This window comes from Nisaea sp. (genome assembly GCF_039990255.1).
In the GTDB taxonomy this organism is placed as follows: domain Bacteria; phylum Pseudomonadota; class Alphaproteobacteria; order Thalassobaculales; family Thalassobaculaceae; genus Nisaea.
Genome location: NZ_JBDXGG010000009.1, coordinates 80,895 through 103,305 on the forward strand (window position 1 = coordinate 80,895; position 22,411 = coordinate 103,305).

Genomic DNA, 22,411 nt, shown 5'->3' on the forward strand with positions numbered 1-22,411 from the left:
GACGTTCCCACCGTCACCCATCCTCATGTTCCGACAACAAATGGAGACGGGCCTTCTGAGCCCCGCGAATATGCTCCCGCATCAGACGCTCTGCACTTTCCGGGTCCTTCTCCGCGATGGCCTGAACAATTGCCGCGTGTTCGGCTTTCGCCGCATCGGAACGTCCCTCTACGCGCATCGTCGTCGGCCCGAGCAACGCCATTGCATCCTGCAGGACATTGAGCGTCTTCAAAAGATACCGGTTATGGGCGGCATGATAGAGGCTGGTATGGAATCGACGGTTGTGTCCGGCGACCGTAGCAGGAGAACCTGCACCGGCAGGATCAATCGAGACGATTTCCTGGAGGATTGATACCTCCGCTTCCGATGCACGATATGCAGCGAGGCCGGCCGCGGTCCCTTCCAGCACCTCACGCATAAAGTAGAGTTCCATCACCGCCTGATGATCGAGCTCGGAGATCACCATCCCCCGATACGGAGCGAAGCTGAGCAAGCCATCCGCTTCCAGTCGGCGGAAGGCCTCGCGCACCGGTGTGCGACTAACATCAAGCCGCGCGGCCATCTCGCTTTCACGGACTCTCTGGCCGGGCTTCAGGTCACCGGACCGGATCGCATCCTTCAGCTTGAGATAGGCGGTCTCCCCCCGCGGCTCACCCGCCGGCGCTATATCGCCATCTTTTGCCATCCGCTTGCGCGCCATTGCCGTTCCTTCCCACGCCGATCTGCAGGCGCCTCTCACTTTACGCAACGATACTGGAACCCCGACCCTGCGCCCACCCCAGTGGCACTACACACCAGTGGCACCACACATAAGTGGTACGAACACATATGCCCCAGACACAGACTTGTCGCTGGCCCAGCGCGACCACCTCCGCTACGGTGCGCGTCATATTGGCTGGAGGAACCCCATACGATGCCTTACGTCTATCCGATCCCCAATCTGCTGCCGCCGGAACTGGTCACCGAAATCCGCAACCGGCTCGAATCGGAACCGGATAGCTGGGTTGATGGCTCACAGACCGCGGGCCGCGATGCCGCCAAGAAAAATAATCAGGAACTTGCATCGGACAGCGCGCTGCGCGTGCAGGTCTCGGACGCGATAACGACGGTCCTGCGCGACTATCAGAGACGCGAATCCCTGCTCTTCACGTTCCTCGCCGCCCCCTCGAAGATCGGCGCCTTCCTGGTCTCCAGTACGGAGACCGGCGGCGGCTACGGCGATCACATGGACAATAACGTGATGAGCAAGGGAACGCCGGAGGAGCTCCGTTCGGATCTCTCTATGACGATCTTTCTGTCAGATCCGGAAAGCTATCAGGGCGGCGAGTTGGTGATCGACAGCGATATGGCTTTCGCGCCGAGCTTCAAGATGCCGGCTGGCGGCGCGGTACTCTATGCCACCAATTCCATCCACCGGGTCAACCCGGTGACTGCGGGCAAGCGCGACGTTGCCATCGCCTGGATCCAGAGCGAAATCGCCGATCCCTTCATGCGTCAGATGAATGCCGACCTGCTACAATGTCTGAATGCCGTCTCTCAGAATGCCGAGCAGATTCCGCAGCTGTCTAATTTCCTGACGCTTAAGCTGGAAAAAGTCCGGGGCAACCTGCAGAAACGGCAACGCTGAGGAAGAACTGTCACATTGGCCGGAAGGCGTCAGACCTTCCGGTTTTTCTTGGTGGTGACGTAGGTACCGTCCTCGTTTTGCACGAGGTCGACAACATCGTCTTTCCTGGCCGTGTCAGGCGCAACTCCGCCATTGCTCCGCGCGGCCTCTTTCAGCTTCTGCTTCCGCGCGGCATCGAGACGGCTCACCAGCTTGAAGCCATACCAGATCGCCGTGATCACAGCGACGAGCACAAAGATTTTCTGAATACTGAACATATAGTCGTTTTAGCGGATCGTTCCGGGAGTTCAAGACCCGGATTGACTGTGCATCACATACTTGACGACTCCGTAATCCTGGCCGGGGCTGTCCTGCCGTCCGTCAAAGACCATGCCGAGCTTCTCCAGAACATTGTGAGAGCCCAGGTTATCACCACGAGAGCGGGCGACAAGGACAGGGAGCTTCAGCACATCCAGGGCGACATCGCGGATCGCCACCGCTGCTTCCGTCGCATATCCTTTTCCGCGAAACGGCGCGAACAGGCCATAGGATATCTCGACCTCTGCGCCGTCATCAGTATAGCGCAGCCCACATTCTCCGCAGAAAACGCCGCTCTCTCGCTCGATTACCGCGTAAAGGCCAAAGCCATGCATCTGCCAATGCCGCATTAAGACATCGAATGCCGCACTGGCGGCCTCGGGATCCCGTGCACCGTATTTGCGGATCGCCATTACGCCTGGATCGCCATAGAAGCGCACCATATCGGCTCGGTCGATTTCCTCGAACCGGCGCAGCAGGAGCCGTCCGGTTTCGAGCCGTTTCGGAACAACCGCCGTCATCCCCATCACCCGCCGCACCAGTCTTCCGCATAACGGGAATTACTGCAGATGTTATTGAATTGCCTGCTCATGCAATCATCTCTCCAATACGTTCACATGCTATGCCGGTGTCCCCCGCCGAAAACAGTCGAGGAGAAAGCTTATGAAAGCCGCAGAATTGTCACGTGTTGGCCCGGCAGAGGAAGTCGTGATCTGCCGCGAGATTGCTGACGCCCCCCCTCCGGGCAAGGGCGAAGCCAGTATTGAGCTGATTGCCTGTTCGATCAATCCTGCAGACATCCTTGGCATCGAAGGTCACTACGCCAGTATTCCCGAGACGCCGTCTCCGCTCGGCATTGAAGGGGCCGGACGTGTGACCGCCGTCGGCAGCGGTGTGAAAGACCTCGCCGAGGGCGACATTGTGATGAGCCTGCACCGCGCCAACTGGAGCCAGACTCTCACTGTCCCGGCAGCGGCCTTGGTAAAACTCCCGCCCGACATCGATCCGGAGCAGGCGGCGATGATGAAAGTCAATGCGGCCACCGCAATGCTGATGTTGAAAAGCTACGTCACGCTGAAGCCCGGCGACTGGGTGATACAGAACGCCGGAAATTCCGGAGTCGGTACAGACGTCATAAAACTCGCCCGTAAGCGCGGCCTGAACACTGTCAGCGTCGTACGCCGTCAGGAACTAATCAAACCGTTGCACGACATGGGCGCCAATGTCGTGGTTCTGGATGGCCCCGACCTCGCCATACGAGTGGCGGCAGCGACCAACGGGGCGGAGATCAAGCTCGGCCTGGATGCCGTCGCCGGTTCCGCCGTGAATGACATGGCGGGATGCCTTGCCGAAGGCGGCATCATCGTCAATTATGGGCTACTCAGCGGCAATCCCTGCACACTGGACGCACATCAGGTCGTGTTCCGGGACATCACCCTCACGGGCTTCTGGCTGGCCAAACTGATGCGCGACATGCAACCGAAACAGATCCGAGACATGTATGCCGAACTCAGCAGCTACTTCATCGACGGCACCCTGAAGGTCGCGGTCGAGGCCCGCTACGGCCTCGATGACATCCAGCAGGCAATGGCCCACGCCAAGCGTGAAGGCCGGAACGGCAAGGTGCTGCTGCGCCCGAACGGATGACCTAAAGACCGAACCTGTTCCAAAGCAGCCGCTCCTCGATTGCGGCGATCAGGGAATGGGCAAGCGACGGTGCTTCGCCCGCGGGACCGCTGAAATCGGTCCCGCGCCGCAACCGCTGCCAAAACGAGCGTTTGGGACCATAGCGGCGGAACCGGACATCCTCGCCATAACGTTCCCGCATGACGCCGCGCAACTCACCCAGCCCATCTACCAGCCCCTTCTCAAGTGCCCGTATTCCGGTCCAGACGGCGCCACTGAACAACTCTTCGTCTTCGCCTTTCAGCTTCGTTCCACGACGGAGGCGGACCATGTTTTTAAAGGAATCGTAGAGATCCTGCTGCAGAGCATCGAGATGCTCCAGATCTTCCGGCTTCTCGGCCTGGAACGGGTCCAGCATGCCTTTTGACGTGCCTTTGGTGTGGACCCGGCGTTCGATGCCGAGCTTCGCGATGGCGTCCTGCATCCCGAACCCGGCGGTGATCACACCAATAGAGCCAACGATCGAGGAAGGGTGCGCAATAATGTCGTCCGCAGCCTGCGCGATCCAATAGCCGCCGGAGGCGCAAAGATCTTCCGTGAAGGCGGTGACCGGCTTGTCGAACTCGCGGGCCAGTGCCTCGACCCGGGTCTTGATCAAATCGGACTGCACCGGGGACCCACCAGGAGAATTGATCGAAAGCGCCACCGCCGTCGTCCGGCTGGACTCGAACGCGGCCCTCAAGGGCTCTTCCAGACGGTCGATGGACAATCCTTGGCGGAAGGACGAGCCGCCGCCAATGGGACCATGCAAGCGCACAACAGCGACCTGCGGGTCTTTGGGGCCAAACGGGTTCAGGCGCGACCACAACGGGCGGGGCATTGGTATTCTCCTCTAAAGCGGCTCGCCGAGCGCAAGTGCCGCTCCATCGAGTGCGGCTGCAATTGGCGGTGAATAGCTTCCATCCATATTGTGCAGCACCAGTCCGGATGAAAGGGAAAGCGGTGTCCGCACCCCTTTTCGAGCCATGACGATCACCCGTTTCGCATCCCGGCCGGGTTTGGAATAAAGAGGGTGCACCTCGATCCCGCCGAAGCGCTTCTGAATTGGCTCCAGCAAATCACCCAGCCGGTCGGCTCGATGCACCATGGCAAGCTTGCCCTTGTGACAAAGAGCACGGAAGGCCGCCTCGATCCACTCGGTCAGCGGCACCTCTCCCTCGACATGGGCTGCCGCCTTCAGCGCGCTCTCCGGCACGTCCGCGCGGTCTGTTTCAAGATAGGGCGGATTGGCGAGGACAAGGTCGAACGCGCCTTGCTCGAATTGAGGCGGCCGGGCCTCTACCTGCCCAAGATGCGGCTTGAAGCGGTCCGTCGCGCCGTTGAGGACGGCATTGCGTTCGGCAAGATCCAGCATTTCCGGCGCCTGCTCGATACCGGTCACTGTCAGGCCGGGCACCCGCTCCAGCAAACAAAGGGAAATCGCTCCGGCACCGCAGCCGAGATCCAGCACCCGGTCACCGTCCTGCGCCGGGGCGGACGCCGCCAGCAGCACCGGATCGACCGCGGCGCGGTATCCCTCGACCGGCTGTAAAAACCGCACGCGTCCACCGAGCAGGCTGTCCTCGGTCACAGCAGCCGGAGACACATCAGTCCTCGCCGAGTTGCTCACCGGACTCCTCCAACACCCACTTCGCCCGGCTGAAATCCTCATCCCGCACGGCCAGGCGGCGCGGGATCGCGTTGGCGCTGCCCTCGAGCACGCTCATATGATTGTCCAGCACCAGCGGCTCCACTCCCGCATCACGCAGCAGCGCACTCAGAAAAGAGAGCCGGACAATGTCAGTCGTTCGCAATAATTCCTTCATCGACGTTCCCTGCTGTGAAGTGTGACCGTCGCCACCTAACAGCCACATATCCCGGTGTGCGTCACCGAGAAGCAGGCGCGAGACTTGACCACCTGAAAACCGGACCTATGCTCGCTTCGCGAATGTGAGGCGTCAAGCGACACGGAGTTTGCCTTGGGCGTGGTTGTGGATTTCGAGGATAGCGGGAAGCGCAAAGCCTCAATCAATGGTCTGACCGATCTGGTCAAGGTTGACCTGGAACAGGTCAACCAGACCATCATCGAACATATGCAGAGCCCGGTGGCACTGATCCCGCAACTAGCGGGGCACCTGATCGCGGCCGGCGGCAAACGGCTGCGTCCGATGCTCACGCTCGGCGCGGCAGCACTCTGCGATTACAAGGGCGACCGGCATATCCGCCTCGCGGCCTGTGTCGAATTTATCCATACCGCCACCCTGCTGCATGACGACGTGGTTGACGAAAGCGACCTTCGGCGCGGCCAGGAGTCGGCGAATGCGGTCTGGGGCAACCAGGCCAGTGTGCTGGTTGGCGACTTCCTGTTCAGCCGCTCCTTCCAGCTGATGACTGCCGACGGATCCATCGAAGTAATGCGGATTCTCTCCGAAGCGTCCGCTGTCATCGCCGAGGGTGAGGTGCAGCAGCTCATCACCACGAACGACACCGCGACGGAGGAAAGCGCCTATCTTGAGGTTATCAAGGGCAAGACCGCGAAACTCTTCGCTGCAGCAGCCGAAGTCGGCGCTGTTGTCGCGGAGCGGCCGAAGGCGGAGCAGCAGGCACTTGAAAGCTATGGTATGAATCTCGGCATTGCCTTCCAGCTGGTCGATGACGTGCTGGATTATTCGGCCGAGCAAGAAAAACTCGGCAAGACGGTCGGGGACGATTTCCTCGAAGGCAAGATCACCCTGCCCGTGATCCTCGCCTACCGGCGCGGCGACGACGAGGAACGCGCCTTCTGGCGCCGTACACTGGAGGAGCTGGATCAGCAGGACGGTGATCTGGCCAAGGCGCAGCAGTTGATGGCAAAGCATCACACGCTGTCAGACAGTCTCGACCGTGCCCGTCACTATGCGTCCATCGCCCGCGACGCGCTCGGGCTGTTCGAGGACGGCCCCGCGAAGGATTCCCTTATCGACGTTGTCGATTTCTGCGTCGAGCGGGCCTATTGATCGGCGGCAGAAACGAGCGAGACCCGTTTCATCTACAAGCAGCCGCTATCGCCGCCGCATTGGCCCCTTTGTCGTGGAAGACGAGGCTGGCAGAGCCATTGCGAGCGGAGGCCACCCGGCTCCGAATGCCGCTCGCGACGCCGTCAATCGAGATGGTACCTTCCGTGCCTTCAGCAAATTCCTGATCCGTTTCAATCTGGCACCCGCCGGGCGCGAGATCGATCACCGTGGCCGTGATCGAGGCGCCTCCGAACACAAGTGTGCACCCGATCCGGACAGCCTTGCGCTCGTCCCGGCGGCGGTCGACGTTCGGATCGGCGGAACGGACCGAAGCGACTACAGTTGACCTCAATTCCTGAACTTCCCGCGCAACTTTTTCAGCAACCCCAGAGACTTCGCCGGCGCGGCGCCCGGTGGATTCCGCTTCCTTTGTTACGGCGGTAATCTGTTCCGTCATCTCGCGCGATGCCGACGCCGTCTCAGCAACGTTGTGGGCGATCTCGTCGGTCGCGTTCTTCTGCTCGCCGACCGCGTAAGAGACGGCTCCAGCCACCTCCTCGATCTCTCTAACCTTGGCAATAATTTCGCTCACCGAGCGGACCGCCGCTTCGGTTACGTCCTGAACTTCGGCGATCTGCTGGTTGATCTCCTCGGTCGAGCTACCGGTCTGATTGGCGAGATTTTTGACCTCGCTCGCGACGACTGCAAAGCCCTTGCCGGCCTCACCCGCACGGGCCGCCTCAATGGTGGCATTCAACGCCAGGAGGTTAGTCTGCTCGGCGATGTCCCGGATCACGGTCACAACCTCGCTGATGCGCACCACTGCGGATTGCAGATCCAGGATTGTCTTTTCCGTCCCTGAGCCGAGATTGGCGGCATCGCGGATAATGCCGGTCGCATTGCCCATCTGGCCGCTGATTTCGTTGATCGAGGCCGTCAATTCCTCGGCGGCGCTGGCGACGGTTTCCGCATTGGCAAGCGCCTCATGGGCAGCGGCGGCGACGCTCTCGGAACGCGCGGAAACGCTTTCAGCCGACTGGCCCATTTCCGTTGCCGCATTGCGCAGCTCAGCGGTTTCTCTCGATATCTCTTCCGCTGCCGCCGCCGTCTCGCTTTCGACCGTGTTCGCCATGGATCGGAGGGCTTCAGCGCGGCCCTCCTCGGCGCGCGATTGCTGTTCCATCGCCGCCCGCTCAAGAGAGGCACGCTCCCGCGCAGCGACGAGGAACGTTCCCGCCGCCTTGTTGAGATTACGAACCTCCGTCGGTCCGGCATCCGCCTTCGCGATCTGGATAGAGTCGTTGCCTGCGGCAATCGCCAGAAGTGTGTCCGTGATACGGCCGAGTGGCCCCGTGGTTGAACGAATGATCACCCAGGCGGCCGATGCAGCAAGAACCAGCGCGACCAGGTTGACCAGTAGAATCTGGATCATCTCTATGAACTGCGCATCAATATGACTTTGCGCGTCGAGGAGCAACTTGTCCGCAAGCGCATCCTCGACCTGCTTCATGAGGTTGATTCTTGTGGTCGCCGTTGCGAACCAGTCGCTGCCTGCGATGCCCTGCGTATTGTTCGTGGCTGGCAAGTCGAGGAGAACCTTCAGCCAGTCCTGATACTGCTGAACGACGGGACCGGAGACTATCCGGTCGAAGATCTCTGTCTCTCCAGCAATCGAGAAAATTTCGAACTCATGCAGAAAGATCTTCTGGCCACGGACAAAATTCTGGAAGCGGGCGTAGAGAGCCGGGTCTCCGAAATTCGTATTGAAGACACCTGCGCCAATCGCCCGCTCGAGCCCCGCATTCTCTTTTGCCCAGACCAGGGCGCGGAGCGCGAGCAACTCTTGTGAGATTTCAGGATCCGGGCTGGCTTCTTCGACGATCGCGATGATGTCAATCAGATCGCGAATGATGGCGGAATAGAAACCGACATTCTGGGGCACACTTACCGAGCCGGCATCGACCGCAGATCGATGCGCCGCGAGATCCGCAAGCTCGCTCTCGACCTTGTCCAGGAACTTATGAACATCTTCAAGATGTCCACCGTCATGCAAAGAGCTGTTTTCGTGGAATGCCTTGACGAAGGAATCGTAGCGACCGAGTTCTCCGTCGCTGATACCTCTTGCCTTCGCTACTCGCTCGGCAGCGCCGGCACCGCCGGTCAGCAGGCCGACAGAAGTCCCGCGCTCGATCTGAAGCTCATGCACAAGAGAGCCTGCGCGTTTTGAGAGTTCTCCCAACGGTATCAGAGCCTTCAGACCGTTATAGGTATTGAGCTGCGTGACCAGTAGGAACAGCGTAACGGCCACCAGGGCCATCAGCGGAATGACCGCTATCAGCGCGATGCGTATCCCGAGCTTATTGAAATCCATTAAAATCACCTACCGCAATCCGCACCAGTTTCCGAACGCCAGCCCTCGCCGTATTTCGACATCACGGAAGGCCGCCCCTTGGCGTTTGTCGCATTGCCCGCTGAATAAAGGGTTAAGGCCGCTGAATTCATTTTTTAAATCAGAATTTTGTGCAGCAAGGCGCTGGAGATCTCTTAACAAAAAACGAAAATCACCGCTTGATGCACTCGAGAGGTCACGCTATATAGCGGCCTCTCCTCGGTCGGGGAGTAGCTCAGCCTGGTAGAGTACTGCCTTCGGGAGGCAGGGGCCGGAGGTTCGAATCCTCTCTCCCCGACCATTTGAACCCTACTGCTTCGGAAAAAGCGCTGCTTCATTGTTCAATTGAACAATACCGCCAGCAGTGAACCGTTCCACTAGTTGCTGTAATCTGTATCAGCATGTTGCGGTTACGCTGGGTCGCAGGAGAGCATTCAGAAAAATTCGGATCTCAATTTCGTCGAGCAGGCTCGCTTAAAAAGGGCCGCATCGCTGTGGCGTGGGCGGGTGCGAATTCGATCCGGCGAACCCATTGCAAAGGGTCACCGTCGCCAGTGTCCTCATTATCCCCAAACTCCTCGACGGTCCGATAGAAGAGTGCATCAGATTCCGCATAGCCAAGGGTCAATCCTGCCCTTCGAATCAGCAAAGGCCATTCCACGTCGTTGGCCAGTGTGTCGACTTGGCCTTCTTTCAGGATCAGCTTGATTGCCTCAGGTGATAGGCGGCGAATAGCAAACATCAAATCCCAGCAATCTCCGGTCAGCAACGCAAAAGTGTGATTAACGATAACCTCGGTCTCCTGGAGCCGCCGGGGCCCGATCGCCATTGCATCTGCCGTTCGACCAACGACCAAACAGTCAATCTCCGGCGCCGCGGCTAGGACGCGCTCCAGATCATCAGCACCAAACTCAAGCCATCGAAGCAAGTGATCGAAGTCGGAATAGAGTGCAGGCAGCTCCGAGCCGACAAGCGCAAGACTGTCACGCCGCGCTTTACCAATAATAGACTCGCCAGCGGCGTGAACCATGATGCGCCCGCCTAAAGGCTGAAGCGCCTCAAGAACCTCGGGGCGCGTTGCATCCGAGACGTTGAAAGCCATCGCAGGAAATGTCGTTCGTAGACCTTCAGCCATCCGCTGGATCGCCTCCGTAAATCTGCCAATCGGATCATGCACGGTCGTCGCTAAAGACACGGCCATCATTCTGGTCTCCTTCTCTCGCGGGCGTATTAAACTTCCATTTTCTCATCTGATTGAAGCGGTCTGGGATGGCGTTTAACGCGCGCCTTCAGCCCAGCAGGTCCAGCCGCGCCTGGAGCCAGATCAGGGACGGATAGGCGGCGGCCCAAACCCAGACGAACCTGTTAAAACCGAACATCACGAAATTGGCGACGTGGAAGGCCATGGCCATCGTCAATCCGGCGGCGAGAGACCATTGCGACAGCATTGTCAGCGGGAAAAGCAATTCCAGCAGGATGACAGCCCACGACATTATCCAGAGCAAGCGCGGGTATGCGGCCCATTCTCTGGTCGCCTCGCTGACCGGATAGACGGAAAACGCGAAGACATCCCGGAGCGCCTGCCCGCTCCGCCAGTCCCGATAGATAACCTTGGACCACCCGGACTTGAAGTAGGAAAACATCACCTGAAGCGCTAGATATCCGAAAACATATTCCTGCCATTGCGCGTTCGGCATCAGGTGCACGACGCAGAGGCAGGTGATCAAAAGCACGCTCAACAGATCACTGCCGCCGTTATAGGGACCCTGAAAGCGCCTCAGAATGAAGAGCGCATTGATAAACAGGGCGGCGCAGACCCATTGCGGCTGGATGCCGGCAAGCAGCAGCACGCTCAACACCAGACGCACCAGATAATGCACCCGCTCGTCCCGCAGCCCGAAAACATGCTCTAGGCACTGCTGAATGAGGGCGACCGACAACAGGATTTCCGTCAGCCGGATTGCGAGATCCAGGCTCATCGGTCGCTCGGATCGACTGAGCTGTAGGCTGGGGAGACGAAGGCGACATCCTGTCTCAATGCGTCACCATCACGGCTGACAAACACCAGCCTGAAGCGGAAATAGGCCGGCATGGCCTCGCTCGCCATGTCACGCAGAAGATCACCCCGTAAGCGCCGCCGGATCTCGCGGCTGGCATGATCCTCCTGTCCCTGAATGAAACGCTCGGCGCAATTCGTCAGATAGAGCGTCTCGTTCCATCGCGCGTTCCAGAAGAACCCCTTGAGCCTGTCCCCCAATCCGAGCCGCGCAGGCCGCGGGCGGCATTCCCGCCAGACGGCGGCATCGTCTTCAGGAGTGTCGAGCAGGCAAAACTCAACGCGCGGGGACGGCCCGATGACATCGAAAAAACGCCAGGATGGAAACAAAGCGGGCAAAAGCAGCTTCAACAAATTCAGAATGACCAAACACCCCCGAAGTGTCTGACGAGACAGATCGCACGCACTCGCGTATTTCAAGTATCGACCAGATCACGCGAAGCAGGCTACCGCCAACTTGACGCTTTCCACCCAAAGCTTCGTCCTCTGGCGCCTGTCACTCTCCATCATACGCCGGGCCGACCGATGAGATGCGTCACCCGAACCGGCTGAATGCGAACGGCTCCAGCAGCTTCGGTTTCTGCCCTGCGAGCACCCAATTCGCCATCATCTCCGCCACTGCGGGGGCGATGGCCCAACCGTGGCCGGTCCAGCCGACGGCGTAGAGGACGTTTGTATTACCCGGCAAGCTGTCGATGATCGGGATATGGTCGATGCTTTCGGCCTCAAGGTGGTTCGTATCAGCTGTTTCGATCTGCATGCCCTCCAGCGACGGATATGTCGCCACCGCATCTGCGACGTTCAGATCGACTTCCTTCTGGATCGGCGTGCCGGTGCGTGTCTCCGGGTCCCAGATACCCGGACGGCCGCCGGAGATCATCAGCCGGCCGTCCGGCTCCCGCTTCAGCGACAACGTACGGCTGGCATGACCGACGAGATGGCGTACCGGATTGTTCTCAAGCGGCTTGGAGACCGCAACAAGGAAGGTCCGGCTCCAGACCGGCAGATCGACCCAGGGGGAGACAAGCCCCTTCACACCGGCATTGCAGAACAGCAGCACCTTTCCGTCGACAAGGATCTCATCGCCATTCGTCGTCAGAACACCGAGCACCTTGCCGTTTCGCTCAAGGAGCTTTTCCGCCTCGACGCCCTCGCGTAGAAGCGCACCCGCTTCCTTGGCGAGAGCGGCATAGGCCAGCGTGGTTTTCTCGTGGAATGCAACGCCATCATCCGGGCAGAACAGGCCCGCGCGGATCGCCGGAGACACATCCGGCTCAAGCTCCCGCACCTCGTCCGAAGAGAGCACGTGGGACGGAATGCCGAGCCGGGTCTGCAAGGCGGCACGCGCTTCCGCCGGGGCGATATCGATTTCCCGCTCGATCAGCTGCAACTGGCCGGTTGTCTCAAAAAGCGGCTCAGTGCCGAGGGTCTCATGCAGGCTTGGCCAAATCTCCCGCGCCCGGACCATCAGGGGGATTTCCCGGACGTCGCGTCCGTTTGCCCGGACACCTCGCCTGCCGGGGCCACCCGACGCACCGGTGGCGAGCTTTCCGGCCTCGATCAGTTCAACCGCCTCGCCGCTTTTAGCCAGATGCCAGGCGACGGCCGCGCCATAGACGCCGCCGCCGACAATGAGATGTTTGGACATGGTTCGCTCCAGAACAGGATTGCTGTTCTCCTATAGGCGAGGATGAATGTCCTGTCGAAGCCAACCGACATGGCTGCGGTGAGTTTACGGCGCGAGGCGCAGGAAACACGCAATCATGGCATAGTGCGCTGACTGCAATTTTCCGGTTCCGTGATTCCGGTTCAATGGTTAGGGAGAAAACATGTCTGCAATCAAGGCGGTCGACGCACGCCTTTTTCACATCCCTCTTCCGGAAGTCCTGTCCGATGCCCGGCACGGCGATCACACTCATTTTGAGCTGGTAACAGCGACAGTTACCCTTGCGGATGGCACGGATGGCACAGGCTATACCTATACCGGCGGCAAGGGGGGACACGCGATCCGGGCGATGATCGTGCATGATCTCGCCCCCGCCCTGATCGGCAGCGATGGTGCCGAAGTCGAGGCACTCTTCGATTTCATGGAGGGACACATCCATTATGTTGGACGCGGCGGCATTGCCGCGTTCGCACTCTCCGCCATCGACACGGCCCTCTGGGATTGCCGGTGCAAGGCTGCGAGGCAGCCGCTTTGGAAACTGGCTGGCGGTACGGCCGAAAAGGCCAAAATCTATTGCGGCGGGATCGATCTCAATTTCCCTCTGCCGAAGCTTGTGGAGAGTGTCCGCGGCTACGTGAGGGATGGGTATAACGGCGTCAAGATCAAGGTCGGCCACCCACGCCTCGAAGATGATGTCGAGCGCGTCGCTGCGGTGCGCGCGGCGCTGGGCCCAGACATCACTTTCATGGTCGACGCCAACTACGCCCTTTCGGTAGAGGAGGCGATCAAAGCCGCCAGGGCTTTCGAGCCTTTCAATATCTACTGGTTCGAGGAGCCCATCATCCCGGACAATTATGCGGGATATGCCGAGATCGCGCGGGAAAGCCAGGTTCCGCTCGCCATGGGAGAGAACCTGCACACCATTCACGAGTTCGAATTCGCTCTTGAGCAGGCTCAACTGTCCTACATTCAGCCGGACGCATCAAACTGTGGCGGCGTCACCGGCTGGCTACGGGTTGCCGAACTGGCGCGTCATCACGAAATCCCGATCTGCTCACACGGCATGCAGGAGCTACATGTCAGCCTCGTCGCAGCACAGCCCCATGCCGGCTGGGTAGAGGCACACAGCTTCCGCATAGACCAGTACACGACACGCCCGCTACGGCTCGAAAACAGCCTTGCGGTCGCGCCAAACGAGCCGGGCATCGGGGTATCGTTCGATTGGAGCCGGCTCGCACCTTTTGCGGTCTGACGCTCCCGCCTTGTAGATCTCAGAGATGGTTACTCGAACTCCATCTGCTCGAAGACGCGCCCCGCATTCTTGGTAGCCAGTTCCTCGAACGTATCCAGATGCCTGTAAGGAGACTGGTCGACATAATAGGCATCCGTGAGGGAACCGCCTTTGTCGATATGCTCCCGGATTCGCGCTCGCAAATAGACCAGGTAATCTTTCGTGTAGCGCCGCACCTGATCCATGTTGGTCGGGTGGCCATGTCCGGGGATGACATAGGTCGCCTCCAGCGGCTCGAACCCCTCGTCCCAGCTTTCCAGCCAAGCAGCCGTATCGGTTTCCTCGAAGATCGGCAGCATGCGCTCGTGAAAGGCCATGTCGCCAGCAATCACCAGGCGTTGCCTGGGCAACCAGACAGAGATGTCACCGGGCGCATGTGCCGGTCCCAGATTGAGGACCTCGATGGGGAAGTCGCCGAACGCGACAACGTAGCGCTCGGAGAAGGTCTCGTCCGGCATGACAACACTTGTCTTGTCCGCCTTCTCCTTCTGGATCGTGCGGGCCCTTTCAAGACTGTCGTAACCAGTCTCCTCGAATTCCTCAGCAGCCTCTTCGCTCGCCACGATCTTTACGCCCCGCGCGCGCCAATAGCTGTTACCCAGCATGGCATGGCCCTGGCCGTTTTCATTAACGACGAGGCGGACCGGCTGATCGGTAGCCGCCTTGATCTCTTCATGCAACGCCGCCGCGAGCTGCCAGGACGCGCCGCCATTGACTACGACCACGCCGTCGCCGGTGACGATGAAGCTGAGATTGTTGTTGTGGCCGCTATTCTCATAGGTCGGCGGTGCAGTGGCACCGATCGCCGAGAAGACACCCGGAATGAATTCGACCGGCTTCGAATAGAGCACCGATGCCGGATACTGGTCGGGAATGTCCTGGCTGGCACCGGCCCCTCCGGCAAAGCCCCAGAACAGCGCGCTTGCCGCCAGAGCGGCGCCTTTCATGCCCCTGATCATTTGTTACCGTTCCTCCCGTCACGAATTGTTTTTGGCGCGTTTGGCCCTTGATTGCCCGGAGCTAGCCCGGAAAACCGGCACGCACAATGCCGAACCGGGGCTGGACAAGAAGCGTATCTATTCCGCCGGGACCTCATGCTTCCTGCCCCCCAAGGGATCCGCTCCAGCAGCAGCCCGAAAGACCGTCGAGCACGCCTATTAGGAGAGAATTGCAAACGCTCCGCTTGCGTTTCCAGCGTAGCGTGAAAACATAAAGGGTAAATAGACTATGGGAGGAATCGCTATGATACGGCGCGTGGTCCCTGACGTTGTTTCCAATCAGGATCTCCTGACCCTGCCAAAGACTGCCACTGTCGAGCAGGCCGCGATCCACATGGCTGAGCGCCATGTCCGCTCCGTTCTGGTGATCGATGAGGACCAGCTGGTCGGCGTCTTTACCGGCACCGATCTTATCGAGCGCGTCGTCGCTGTCGGGAAAATCCCGCAGGCAACGGTTCTTGCCGAGGTTATGAGCACCAGTCCTGAGACGATCTCCCCGGATCAGCCTGCGATCGAGGCACTTCGGGTCATGCGGGCGGGCGGATTCCGTCATCTTCCCGTCGTTCACAAGAGCAAGCTCGTCGCCGTTCTGTCACGACGCGACTTCGTCCGCGAGGAAGAAGACGAGATCGATCTAGAAGAAAAACTCTGGGAAGAAATGTAAGACCCAGACGTACGAGAACACACGAGTCCTGAAGACTTTTTCTGCCACCAAACCATCTCCCCTGGAGCCGTAGTCCTTTTTCACACTGCGGATTTCACCGTCCCTCCACTCTGGACGGAGCGGCGAAATGACGTACAAACTCCCCTCAAAAATCATGGAGCGAGAGAGATGGCTGATACAAAGAATCCTAGCGAGGCGCATGGCTTTGCCCGGGGGCTGACCAATTATGGCGATTTCGATTTCTCGCTTTACCTGCGTCGCTCCTTCGCAGCCTCCATGGGATATCTGCCGGAGACTCTGGAAAAGCCCATCGTTGGCATCGCCTATACCGGCTCCGGCTTCAACAATTGCCATCGGCATTTTCCCGAGCTGCTGGAGGCGGTGAAGCGCGGTGTGCTGATGGCGGGCGCCCTGCCGATCGACTTTCCAACCATCTCCCTGGGAGAGGTCTATCTCAACCCGACCAGTCTGAAATTCCGCAATCTGATGAGTATGGATACTGAGGAGATGATCCGGGCCCAACCGATGGACGCGGTGGTTCTGATGGGCGGTTGCGACAAAACCGTACCCGCCCAGCTGATGGGCGCGGTCTCCGCCGACCTACCGACCATCCAGCTCATTGGCGGGCCGATGATGACCTCCCGCTACACGACCTCAGAGGGAGATGAAGAACGGCTTGGCGCCTGCACAGACTGCCGCCGGTTTTGGGCGAAGTACCGCGCCGGCACCGTGGATGACGTAGAAATCAGAGACATCGAGCGCCGGCTGGCGACCACGGCGGGGAGTTGTGCCGTGATGGGGACCGCCTCGACTATGGCCTGCATAGCCGAAGCCCTTGGCATGGCGCTGCCAGGCACGGCAGCCATACCGGCCGTCCATGCCGACCGGTTGCGTGCCGCCGAGGCTACCGGCGCCGCTGCCGTTCGCATGATCAGCCATCCGATCAAACCGACCGAGATCGTCACCCGTGACTCCGTCGAGAACGCATTGCGCGTTCTGCTTGCCCTCGGCGGCTCAACCAACGCCGTCATTCACCTGGCTGCCATCGCTGGACGAGCAGGCATCGATATCCCGCTCGACTGGTTCAACGAGCTTTCAGAAACCACCCCGGTGCTTGTTAACCTGAAGCCGGTCGGCAGCCATTATATGGAAGACCTGTTCGCCGCCGGCGGCCTTGGCGCCGTGCTGCGTGAGCTGAAGCCGTTGCTCAAGCTCGATTGCATGACTGTGACCGGAGAAACCCTCGGCGAGCGCCTGGCTGCAGAGAGCGGCCCGGTGAACCGGGACGTTGTGTCCCCTGCCAGAAACCCTCTCGAGCCCAAGGGCGGGCTTGTAGCCCTGTTTGGCAGCCTGGCGCCCGGCGGCGCCATCCTTAAGCGCTCTGCCGCCGACCCGGCCTTGCTGGAAAAGGAAGGCCGCGCCGTCGTATTCAGCTCACTGGAAGATCTGTCGGCCAGGATCGACGATCCGGATCTCGACGTTACAGCAGATGACATCCTGGTACTGCAAAATGCCGGCCCGCGCAGCCCGTCCGGCATGCCCGAGGCCGGCTATCTGCCAATCCCTAAGAAGCTCTCCGCAAAAGGCGTCAAAGACATGGTGCGCATTTCAGATGCACGCATGTCCGGAACCGCGTTCGGAACCATCGTACTGCATGTCACCCCCGAGGCCGCGATTGGCGGCCCGCTCGCCCTGGTGCGAAACGGAGACCGGATTGCATTGTCGGTAAAAGAAAAGCGTCTCGACCTGCTTGTGGACGAGGCTGAGCTGAGCCGCCGACGCGCAGATCTGATAACCACAGAACGCGATCCACAGACCTTGCGCGGCTATGATCGCCTTTATGCCGAAGAAGTTCTCCAAGCCGACCAAGGCTGTGATTTCAGCATGTTGCAGCCAGTGACGAAGAACTTAAAATAACTGAGGCATAGACTGTTGCGACACCCTTGCTAACACGCTATGGTACTCAAATCAGTGGCACGGGTAACATCTCGATGGATCAAAGCACTCCACCGAACTGGAATTTTTTCGGTACTGTAGAACGCTTGATTAAAGCAACAGAAGCGCTCATCGACGAGCGTCCGGAGAAGTCTGAAAACGATCAGGATCTGGTGCGGAATATGGTCATGCGCCTGACGGTGATCATGGAAGATTCCGCTGGCTATCTGGCGCAGGAAGAGAGCGGCCAACGTACCCTGCTTGAAAACAGGCTGAATTCAATTAGAGCCAAGCTTTCTCCCGATTACCGAATTCGACGAGAGACTGGGCGGGAAAGAGCCCCATTGGGTCATAACGTTCGGCGACTGGGCAGCGGCAGCATTCGACTCTAGCCCCCCTTTCCGGCCCTCGGCGGGAAGGGACGGAAAGGCGGAACCAGATAACTCCGAGTACTATTCCGCAGCCATCAAAACACCATTAAAGCTGTCGACAGTCGTTCGCATGCTGTGGGTCGGTGCGGTCTCGAGAAACTGGGTGCGCATACGCACTTCTTCCCGCATTTCATCGCCCGTGATCCAGACCAGAGCAAGCGGGACCTTTCCCTCTGCAAACGGAAACGCGTGCGGCTCCGCCATAAGCGAATGACGATAGCCATAAAGGCGGGGGGCGAGCTGGGCGGCCGTAATCTTGGGCAGCGTGTTGCCTATCGTCGCGGAGGCACCAGCCTCGATCGCGTAGGTATAGGCAACTGTCGTAATATACCAACTGATGCTGTTGCCACGGTCATAGCTGTGAAGGCCGCCGCGCGAGCAAATGTTTCCACTCAGATTGACCTTTCCGCGCAAGCCGGAATGGTGGTGACGCCAGTTATGCTCCGAGGGCCTGTCGTAGAAGAAGCGGCCTTCCTCGAAATCATCCATAAAGTCGTCAGTCTCGAAGAAACGGAAAGCAATCGTGCAGGCAAGTTCACCCGAGTTCTTGCGAATACTGACATAGCGACTCGCAGACTGATCGAGGTTTTCCGGCATGAATTGCGGATTTACAAATTCGGAATGCTGGCGGATTTCATCACACCAGAACTCCATGTCCGTACCGCTTTCGAGCGTGTATCCAAAACTCTCAAGGTAGCTTGAAAAAACCCGCCGGCATCGCGGCACCAAAGCCGAAGATGAGTAATCCATAATTGATAACCCCGCCTTGAATTCAACGGCATTGCCAATTTCATAGCGCTGCCGATCACAAGCGCGCGGCGTTCTGCCGCCAGCCAAATAATGGACTCGCAGCCTCAACTGCAAGTTCCCTACCGTGAACAGCGGAATACAGTTTTACCCTTCGTCATCGCGAAGAAACATCCGCCTCGATGCAATTATACACGACTTCGATCTGAATCAGACGCTGATTCGTTTAGAGTTTATTCATAAATACGGGGATTCTATACTACATAACAATTCATGCGCGCTTAATGCTCTGATTTTTCACTCGAATCAAGTTTCTGTACCTCCATTGACCGCAATCATCTGACTGCAGATGAAGCCACCCTCGGCGCTACACAATAGGGAGACCATGGCTGCAATTTCGCTTGCCTCTCCCAAACGTCCAACCGGGATGCGCGAAAGTTGGGAACGGATATGTTCGGCGTGCTCAGAATCAGTCTCTTCCGGCCTTATGGGGCCAGGAGAGATTACATTCGTGGTAATTCCTGCCGGGGCAAACTCCTTACCAAGCGCTTTCGTCAGCCCCCAGACCCCATGCTTCGCCGCCGATACCGGAGCGCGTCCGGCATAACCGTGAATAGCGTTCATTCCCGCCATGTTCACGATGCGGCCCCACCCGGCATCCACCATTCCAGGCAAGAAAGCACGTGAAAGATAAAAGGCACCGTTCAAGTCGACGGAAATAACCTGGTCCCAGTCGTCATCCGACATTTCCAGAAGTTTCTTCTGCGGCCTGATCGCCGCATTGTTGACAAGGGCATCGACTCGCTCAAACCGTTCGAGGGCATTCTTGGCCATTGCGCGCACATCGGCGCTGCTTCCAACATTGCCCATGACGACCATGGCATCAACGCCGGCCCTTTTGACTTCGGCCGCCACGCGTTCGCACGCGTCTCGGTCACGACTTCCATTCACAATAATGTTGAATCCATCCCGCGCCAGCCGGAGCGCGATGGCGCGCCCTATGTTCCGCGCCGAGCCACTGATAAATACCGTTTTATTTGTCGATGCCACAATAGTACCCCCCGATTTTTTGACGGCAGGATAGCGGCTAAAATCCGGAGACAAAAGATGGAACGATCAATCGCGACAACGCGGCGGCTGGTCGTAGATCGTCAGATTGGCGCAATCGCGCTCGAAAAAACCCGCCATATATTCGAATGGGTTTTTATCGGCATAAGCTTCAGTTCCAACCCATGTCGCACCGCCGACGACTGCAACGGCACAGCCTGAAAGTCCAACAAGGACGACCAAAAGGCTAAGAAATTTGGTGTATGGACGCATTGTGCTTCCCCATTCGCAACGCTTTTGTCGCAAATACCATACATTAGACCATATCAAAATTTCCGATGCAGCGCCAGCAGCCAGCGGCATACTTCTTGCTGCATTCTCATTATATCCGGAACAAGGTATACCCGGTTACGCGAACGATAGTCGCAAACAGCATTCGGACGGACGAAAATGGGCATTAGTTGGACCAGCGCAGACTATCCGCGACTTACCGACCCTCACTTCATTGATGCAATCGGTCAGATCGTGCATGCGCGCCAGCCAGACGGCTACGAGTTCTCCATCGCTTTGATGGGATACCAGGCACTTTTCTTCGACTCCGCATTCGAAGAGTTGGTCAAACAAGAAACACAAATCACCAGTCTGCAGACCGTCGTTCACGAGATCCGACGGGGCTCCTTCATCAAGCCCGGCGCGGACGGATGGGAGGTCAGTTTTCGTGCTGATATTCTGATCCGTAACGAACTTGATCCGGAGACCAAGAAGCCTGTCGGCGAAGTCGACTATGCCTCCGACCTCGAGTATCGCGACCAAGTCCTGTATGCAGAGGATGAAAAAGGCATTGAAAACTTCAAGGCTTGGTGCCGCGAAGGTGGAATCGAGCCCTGAGCAAACGGCCAGCTCGAGAACCTCTCTTGCGCTGGCCAGCTAGTCGCTGAACAATTTGTCGAAAGGCATGGAGTAGACCAGAAGCACTGATTCTGTTCCTGGGTTTGGCTCGTCCAACCCTGCGTTAGAGATGTGATTAAAGGTTAGACCGAGACGGGATCGATCTTCGAAACGGTAGGCAAGCTCGGCCCCAGATCGAAACTCGACAGAGGAGCCAAGGTCCTTGCCTTCTCCATTGCCATAAAGGCCAACGCCCAAATTCGGTGTCAGAATCCAACGATTCCCTAAGAAAATTTCGAGCCCGATCCCGCCATATCCATATGTCGCGCCTTCAGCAGTCGCCATCATCCCGACGAATGGCGTGAAATGCCACAGCTTGTTCGCCTCCGAGAAGCGGTATTCTATTCGGCTTTCCGCGGTCGTCTCGCTATCGTTCACATCATAGATGCCTGCGCCAACGGAAAGGAAAGCCGGTTCCTCCGCCCAAACAGCGTTCTCCATCGCGATCACGGCTCCAATCGCCACAATCGCGGAGCTCAAATACCGACGCACAGTGATTCCCCCACTTGGAACGCGTGCATAATAACGAGCTAAGCGCTCGCTTCAACCTTGGATTAGCGACCTCAAGCGCTCCATTGCCCCGATGAGCCCTTTCGCGATGCCAGGCTCCATGGCGGAATGCCCGGCATCGGTCACGATTTCAAGAACCGCATCGGGCCAAGCCGACGAAAGTGTCACCGCCGTTTGAACCGGGCAAATCACGTCGTACCGCCCTTGAATGATGGTGGCCGGCAAATGCGCGATACGGTCAAGGCGATTGAGTAATTGTCCTGGCTCAAGGAAAACCCGATTCACGAAGTAATGAGCCTCAAGGCGCGCGAGGGAAAGCGCCCGCGCTGGGTCTTCCTGCACAACGGTAGGCAACGGCAACAACGTAGAGCAAGCCCCCTCATACCCGGCCCAAGCTTCCGCCGCTGGCAGGTGAACAGCGGGATCCGCATCGATCAAGCGACGGTAATAGGCGTGCAGTAGATTGCCCCGTTGATCCTCCGGCAAGAATTGTTCAAACCGCTGCGCCGCTTCTGGGAAGAATTTGCCCATGCCGTGCATGAACCAGTCGAGCTCGGCATCCGAGCCGAGAAAAATACCCCGCAGAACGAAACCGAGACAGCGTTCCGGGTGCGCCTGGCCATACGCCAGCGCAAGAGTGCTACCCCATGAACCGCCGAACACGATCCAGCGCTCCACACCGAGCATTTCGCGGAAGCGCTCGATATCCGCGACAAGATCCTGCGTTGTGTTACCCGTCAGCTCCGCCAAAGGCGTCGAGCGCCCGGTTCCTCTTTGGTCGAACAGCAGGACGTTGAAATGCTCCGGATCGAAAAATCTGCGATGTGCTTCGGAAATGCCCGAGCCGGGTCCCCCATGCAGGAACACCACCGGAACACCCTCCGGGTTACCCACCTGCTCCCAGTAAAGCCGATGCGGCTCATCGACAGTCAGGTAACCGTTGGCACGCGAATCAACCCGGGGGAAAACAACTCGATCCAACACATCATCTCCCGCAGGTTAAAAACTGTAAGACTCAGGCTCCATCATCCTCACCAGCAAAGACCCTCGCGGAAAAGCAGCTTGCCTGAGTTTGTATCTTTGCAAGTGGCTCGACATAGTCGAGATCGCACAGGAAGAAACACTCACCAAAAACCTACATCAG

General features: G+C 58.6%; 26 protein-coding genes and 1 tRNA gene. 11 read left to right on the forward strand and 16 right to left on the reverse strand.

The genetic code is table 11. The features are described 5' to 3' along the window. Window positions 1-13: 13 nt before the first annotated feature. On the reverse strand, window positions 14-700 hold the full coding sequence (locus ABJ076_RS08355; protein WP_348193590.1) for a GntR family transcriptional regulator: 687 nt from the start codon (window positions 698-700) through the stop codon (window positions 14-16). Between the two features lie 213 nt (window positions 701-913). Here ABJ076_RS08355 and ABJ076_RS08360 point away from each other — a divergent pair, with 213 nt between their 5' ends. After that, complete coding sequence (locus tag ABJ076_RS08360) at window positions 914-1,627, forward strand: Fe2+-dependent dioxygenase (protein ID WP_348193588.1); 714 nt, start codon at window positions 914-916, stop codon at window positions 1,625-1,627. A gap of 29 nt (window positions 1,628-1,656) precedes the next feature. Here the strand turns inward: ABJ076_RS08360 and ABJ076_RS08365 are convergent, their stop codons facing one another. Both ABJ076_RS08365 and ABJ076_RS08370 read right to left on the reverse strand, forming a co-directional pair. Continuing rightward, window positions 1,657-1,884 carry a hypothetical protein gene (locus tag ABJ076_RS08365; RefSeq protein WP_348193586.1) on the reverse strand — a complete coding sequence of 76 codons (228 nt, stop codon included), beginning with the start codon at window positions 1,882-1,884 and terminating at the stop codon, window positions 1,657-1,659. A 30-nt stretch (window positions 1,885-1,914) separates the two neighbouring features. Continuing rightward, entirely contained in the window at window positions 1,915-2,445 is a 531-nt protein-coding gene (locus tag ABJ076_RS08370; RefSeq protein WP_348193585.1) for a GNAT family N-acetyltransferase, read from the reverse strand. Window positions 2,446-2,587: 142 nt separating this feature from the next. Between ABJ076_RS08370 and ABJ076_RS08375 the strand changes: the two genes are divergently transcribed. Further along, the gene (locus tag ABJ076_RS08375; RefSeq protein WP_348193583.1) at window positions 2,588-3,571 is read left to right on the forward strand and encodes a zinc-dependent alcohol dehydrogenase family protein; all 984 of its coding nucleotides are present in this window, start codon (window positions 2,588-2,590) and stop codon (window positions 3,569-3,571) included. A gap of 1 nt (window position 3,572) precedes the next feature. Here the strand turns inward: ABJ076_RS08375 and ABJ076_RS08380 are convergent, their stop codons facing one another. Genes ABJ076_RS08380 through ABJ076_RS08390 form a run of 3 tightly spaced genes read right to left on the reverse strand, consistent with a single transcriptional unit; the run spans window position 3,573 to window position 5,415 of the window. Then, window positions 3,573-4,430, reverse strand: a complete 858-nt coding sequence (locus tag ABJ076_RS08380; protein ID WP_348193582.1) for a S49 family peptidase — start codon at window positions 4,428-4,430, stop codon at window positions 3,573-3,575. Window positions 4,431-4,442: 12 nt separating this feature from the next. Further along, on the reverse strand, window positions 4,443-5,219 hold the full coding sequence (locus ABJ076_RS08385) for a methyltransferase (RefSeq protein WP_348193580.1): 777 nt from the start codon (window positions 5,217-5,219) through the stop codon (window positions 4,443-4,445). Beyond that, the gene (locus tag ABJ076_RS08390; protein WP_348193578.1) at window positions 5,197-5,415 is read right to left on the reverse strand and encodes a DUF2007 domain-containing protein; all 219 of its coding nucleotides are present in this window, start codon (window positions 5,413-5,415) and stop codon (window positions 5,197-5,199) included. The genes ABJ076_RS08385 and ABJ076_RS08390 overlap by 23 nt, the downstream gene beginning before the upstream one ends. A gap of 153 nt (window positions 5,416-5,568) precedes the next feature. On the opposite strand from ABJ076_RS08390, the gene ABJ076_RS08395 reads away from it, so the two are divergent. Further along, entirely contained in the window at window positions 5,569-6,585 is a 1,017-nt protein-coding gene (locus ABJ076_RS08395; RefSeq protein WP_348193577.1) for a polyprenyl synthetase family protein, read from the forward strand. Window positions 6,586-6,613: 28 nt separating this feature from the next. On the opposite strand, the gene ABJ076_RS08400 is transcribed toward ABJ076_RS08395, so the two are convergent. Further along, the gene (locus tag ABJ076_RS08400; RefSeq protein WP_348193575.1) at window positions 6,614-8,956 is read right to left on the reverse strand and encodes a nitrate- and nitrite sensing domain-containing protein; all 2,343 of its coding nucleotides are present in this window, start codon (window positions 8,954-8,956) and stop codon (window positions 6,614-6,616) included. Between the two features lie 242 nt (window positions 8,957-9,198). Here ABJ076_RS08400 and ABJ076_RS08405 point away from each other — a divergent pair. Then, window positions 9,199-9,275, forward strand: a tRNA-Pro gene (locus ABJ076_RS08405). Between the two features lie 150 nt (window positions 9,276-9,425). Here ABJ076_RS08405 and ABJ076_RS08410 read toward each other — a convergent pair. The 4 genes from ABJ076_RS08410 to ABJ076_RS08425 form a co-directional block, all read right to left on the reverse strand. Continuing rightward, window positions 9,426-10,178, reverse strand: a complete 753-nt coding sequence (locus tag ABJ076_RS08410; protein ID WP_348193573.1) for a hypothetical protein — start codon at window positions 10,176-10,178, stop codon at window positions 9,426-9,428. 85 nt (window positions 10,179-10,263) lie between these two features. Continuing rightward, window positions 10,264-10,953, reverse strand: a complete 690-nt coding sequence (locus ABJ076_RS08415) for a hypothetical protein (RefSeq protein WP_348193571.1) — start codon at window positions 10,951-10,953, stop codon at window positions 10,264-10,266. Further along, entirely contained in the window at window positions 10,950-11,369 is a 420-nt protein-coding gene (locus ABJ076_RS08420; protein ID WP_348193569.1) for a hypothetical protein, read from the reverse strand. Before ABJ076_RS08420 ends, ABJ076_RS08415 begins: the two co-directional genes overlap by 4 nt. Window positions 11,370-11,565: 196 nt before the next feature. Beyond that, window positions 11,566-12,678 (reverse strand): FAD-binding oxidoreductase, encoded by a 1,113-nt coding sequence (locus tag ABJ076_RS08425; protein WP_348193567.1) that lies wholly within the window; start codon window positions 12,676-12,678, stop codon window positions 11,566-11,568. Window positions 12,679-12,859: 181 nt separating this feature from the next. Between ABJ076_RS08425 and ABJ076_RS08430 the strand changes: the two genes are divergently transcribed. Then, the gene (locus tag ABJ076_RS08430) at window positions 12,860-13,948 is read left to right on the forward strand and encodes a mandelate racemase/muconate lactonizing enzyme family protein (RefSeq protein WP_348193565.1); all 1,089 of its coding nucleotides are present in this window, start codon (window positions 12,860-12,862) and stop codon (window positions 13,946-13,948) included. Between the two features lie 29 nt (window positions 13,949-13,977). Here ABJ076_RS08430 and ABJ076_RS08435 read toward each other — a convergent pair whose 3' ends face one another. Beyond that, complete coding sequence (locus ABJ076_RS08435) at window positions 13,978-14,946, reverse strand: MBL fold metallo-hydrolase (protein WP_348193563.1); 969 nt, start codon at window positions 14,944-14,946, stop codon at window positions 13,978-13,980. Here ABJ076_RS08435 and ABJ076_RS08440 point away from each other — a divergent pair. From ABJ076_RS08440 to ABJ076_RS08455, 4 genes are all read left to right on the forward strand, one after another. Beyond that, window positions 14,933-15,148, forward strand: coding sequence for a hypothetical protein (locus ABJ076_RS08440; RefSeq protein WP_348193562.1), 216 nt, complete (start codon window positions 14,933-14,935; stop codon window positions 15,146-15,148). The genes ABJ076_RS08435 and ABJ076_RS08440 overlap by 14 nt on opposite strands. A gap of 81 nt (window positions 15,149-15,229) precedes the next feature. Next, on the forward strand, window positions 15,230-15,649 hold the full coding sequence (locus ABJ076_RS08445; RefSeq protein WP_348193560.1) for a CBS domain-containing protein: 420 nt from the start codon (window positions 15,230-15,232) through the stop codon (window positions 15,647-15,649). Window positions 15,650-15,817: 168 nt separating this feature from the next. Beyond that, the gene (locus ABJ076_RS08450) at window positions 15,818-17,566 is read left to right on the forward strand and encodes a dihydroxy-acid dehydratase (RefSeq protein ID WP_348193558.1); all 1,749 of its coding nucleotides are present in this window, start codon (window positions 15,818-15,820) and stop codon (window positions 17,564-17,566) included. A 74-nt stretch (window positions 17,567-17,640) separates the two neighbouring features. Continuing rightward, complete coding sequence (locus ABJ076_RS08455; RefSeq protein WP_348193556.1) at window positions 17,641-17,976, forward strand: hypothetical protein; 336 nt, start codon at window positions 17,641-17,643, stop codon at window positions 17,974-17,976. 60 nt (window positions 17,977-18,036) lie between these two features. On the opposite strand, the gene ABJ076_RS08460 is transcribed toward ABJ076_RS08455, so the two are convergent. Then, window positions 18,037-18,765: a hypothetical protein gene (locus tag ABJ076_RS08460; RefSeq protein WP_348193554.1), complete on the reverse strand. Its 729-nt coding sequence runs from the start codon at window positions 18,763-18,765 to the stop codon at window positions 18,037-18,039. 303 nt (window positions 18,766-19,068) lie between these two features. Then, the gene (locus ABJ076_RS08465) at window positions 19,069-19,812 is read right to left on the reverse strand and encodes an SDR family oxidoreductase (RefSeq protein ID WP_348193552.1); all 744 of its coding nucleotides are present in this window, start codon (window positions 19,810-19,812) and stop codon (window positions 19,069-19,071) included. 57 nt (window positions 19,813-19,869) lie between these two features. Between ABJ076_RS08465 and ABJ076_RS08470 the strand changes: the two genes are divergently transcribed. Both ABJ076_RS08470 and ABJ076_RS08475 read left to right on the forward strand, forming a co-directional pair. Further along, window positions 19,870-20,031, forward strand: a complete 162-nt coding sequence (locus ABJ076_RS08470) for a hypothetical protein (RefSeq protein ID WP_348193550.1) — start codon at window positions 19,870-19,872, stop codon at window positions 20,029-20,031. Window positions 20,032-20,259: 228 nt separating this feature from the next. Continuing rightward, window positions 20,260-20,697: a hypothetical protein gene (locus ABJ076_RS08475; protein ID WP_348193548.1), complete on the forward strand. Its 438-nt coding sequence runs from the start codon at window positions 20,260-20,262 to the stop codon at window positions 20,695-20,697. A 39-nt stretch (window positions 20,698-20,736) separates the two neighbouring features. On the opposite strand, the gene ABJ076_RS08480 is transcribed toward ABJ076_RS08475, so the two are convergent. After that, on the reverse strand, window positions 20,737-21,198 hold the full coding sequence (locus ABJ076_RS08480; protein WP_348193546.1) for an acyloxyacyl hydrolase: 462 nt from the start codon (window positions 21,196-21,198) through the stop codon (window positions 20,737-20,739). Between the two features lie 102 nt (window positions 21,199-21,300). Next, window positions 21,301-22,251, reverse strand: a complete 951-nt coding sequence (gene pip / locus ABJ076_RS08485; RefSeq protein WP_348193544.1) for a prolyl aminopeptidase — start codon at window positions 22,249-22,251, stop codon at window positions 21,301-21,303. Window positions 22,252-22,411: the final 160 nt, after the last annotated feature.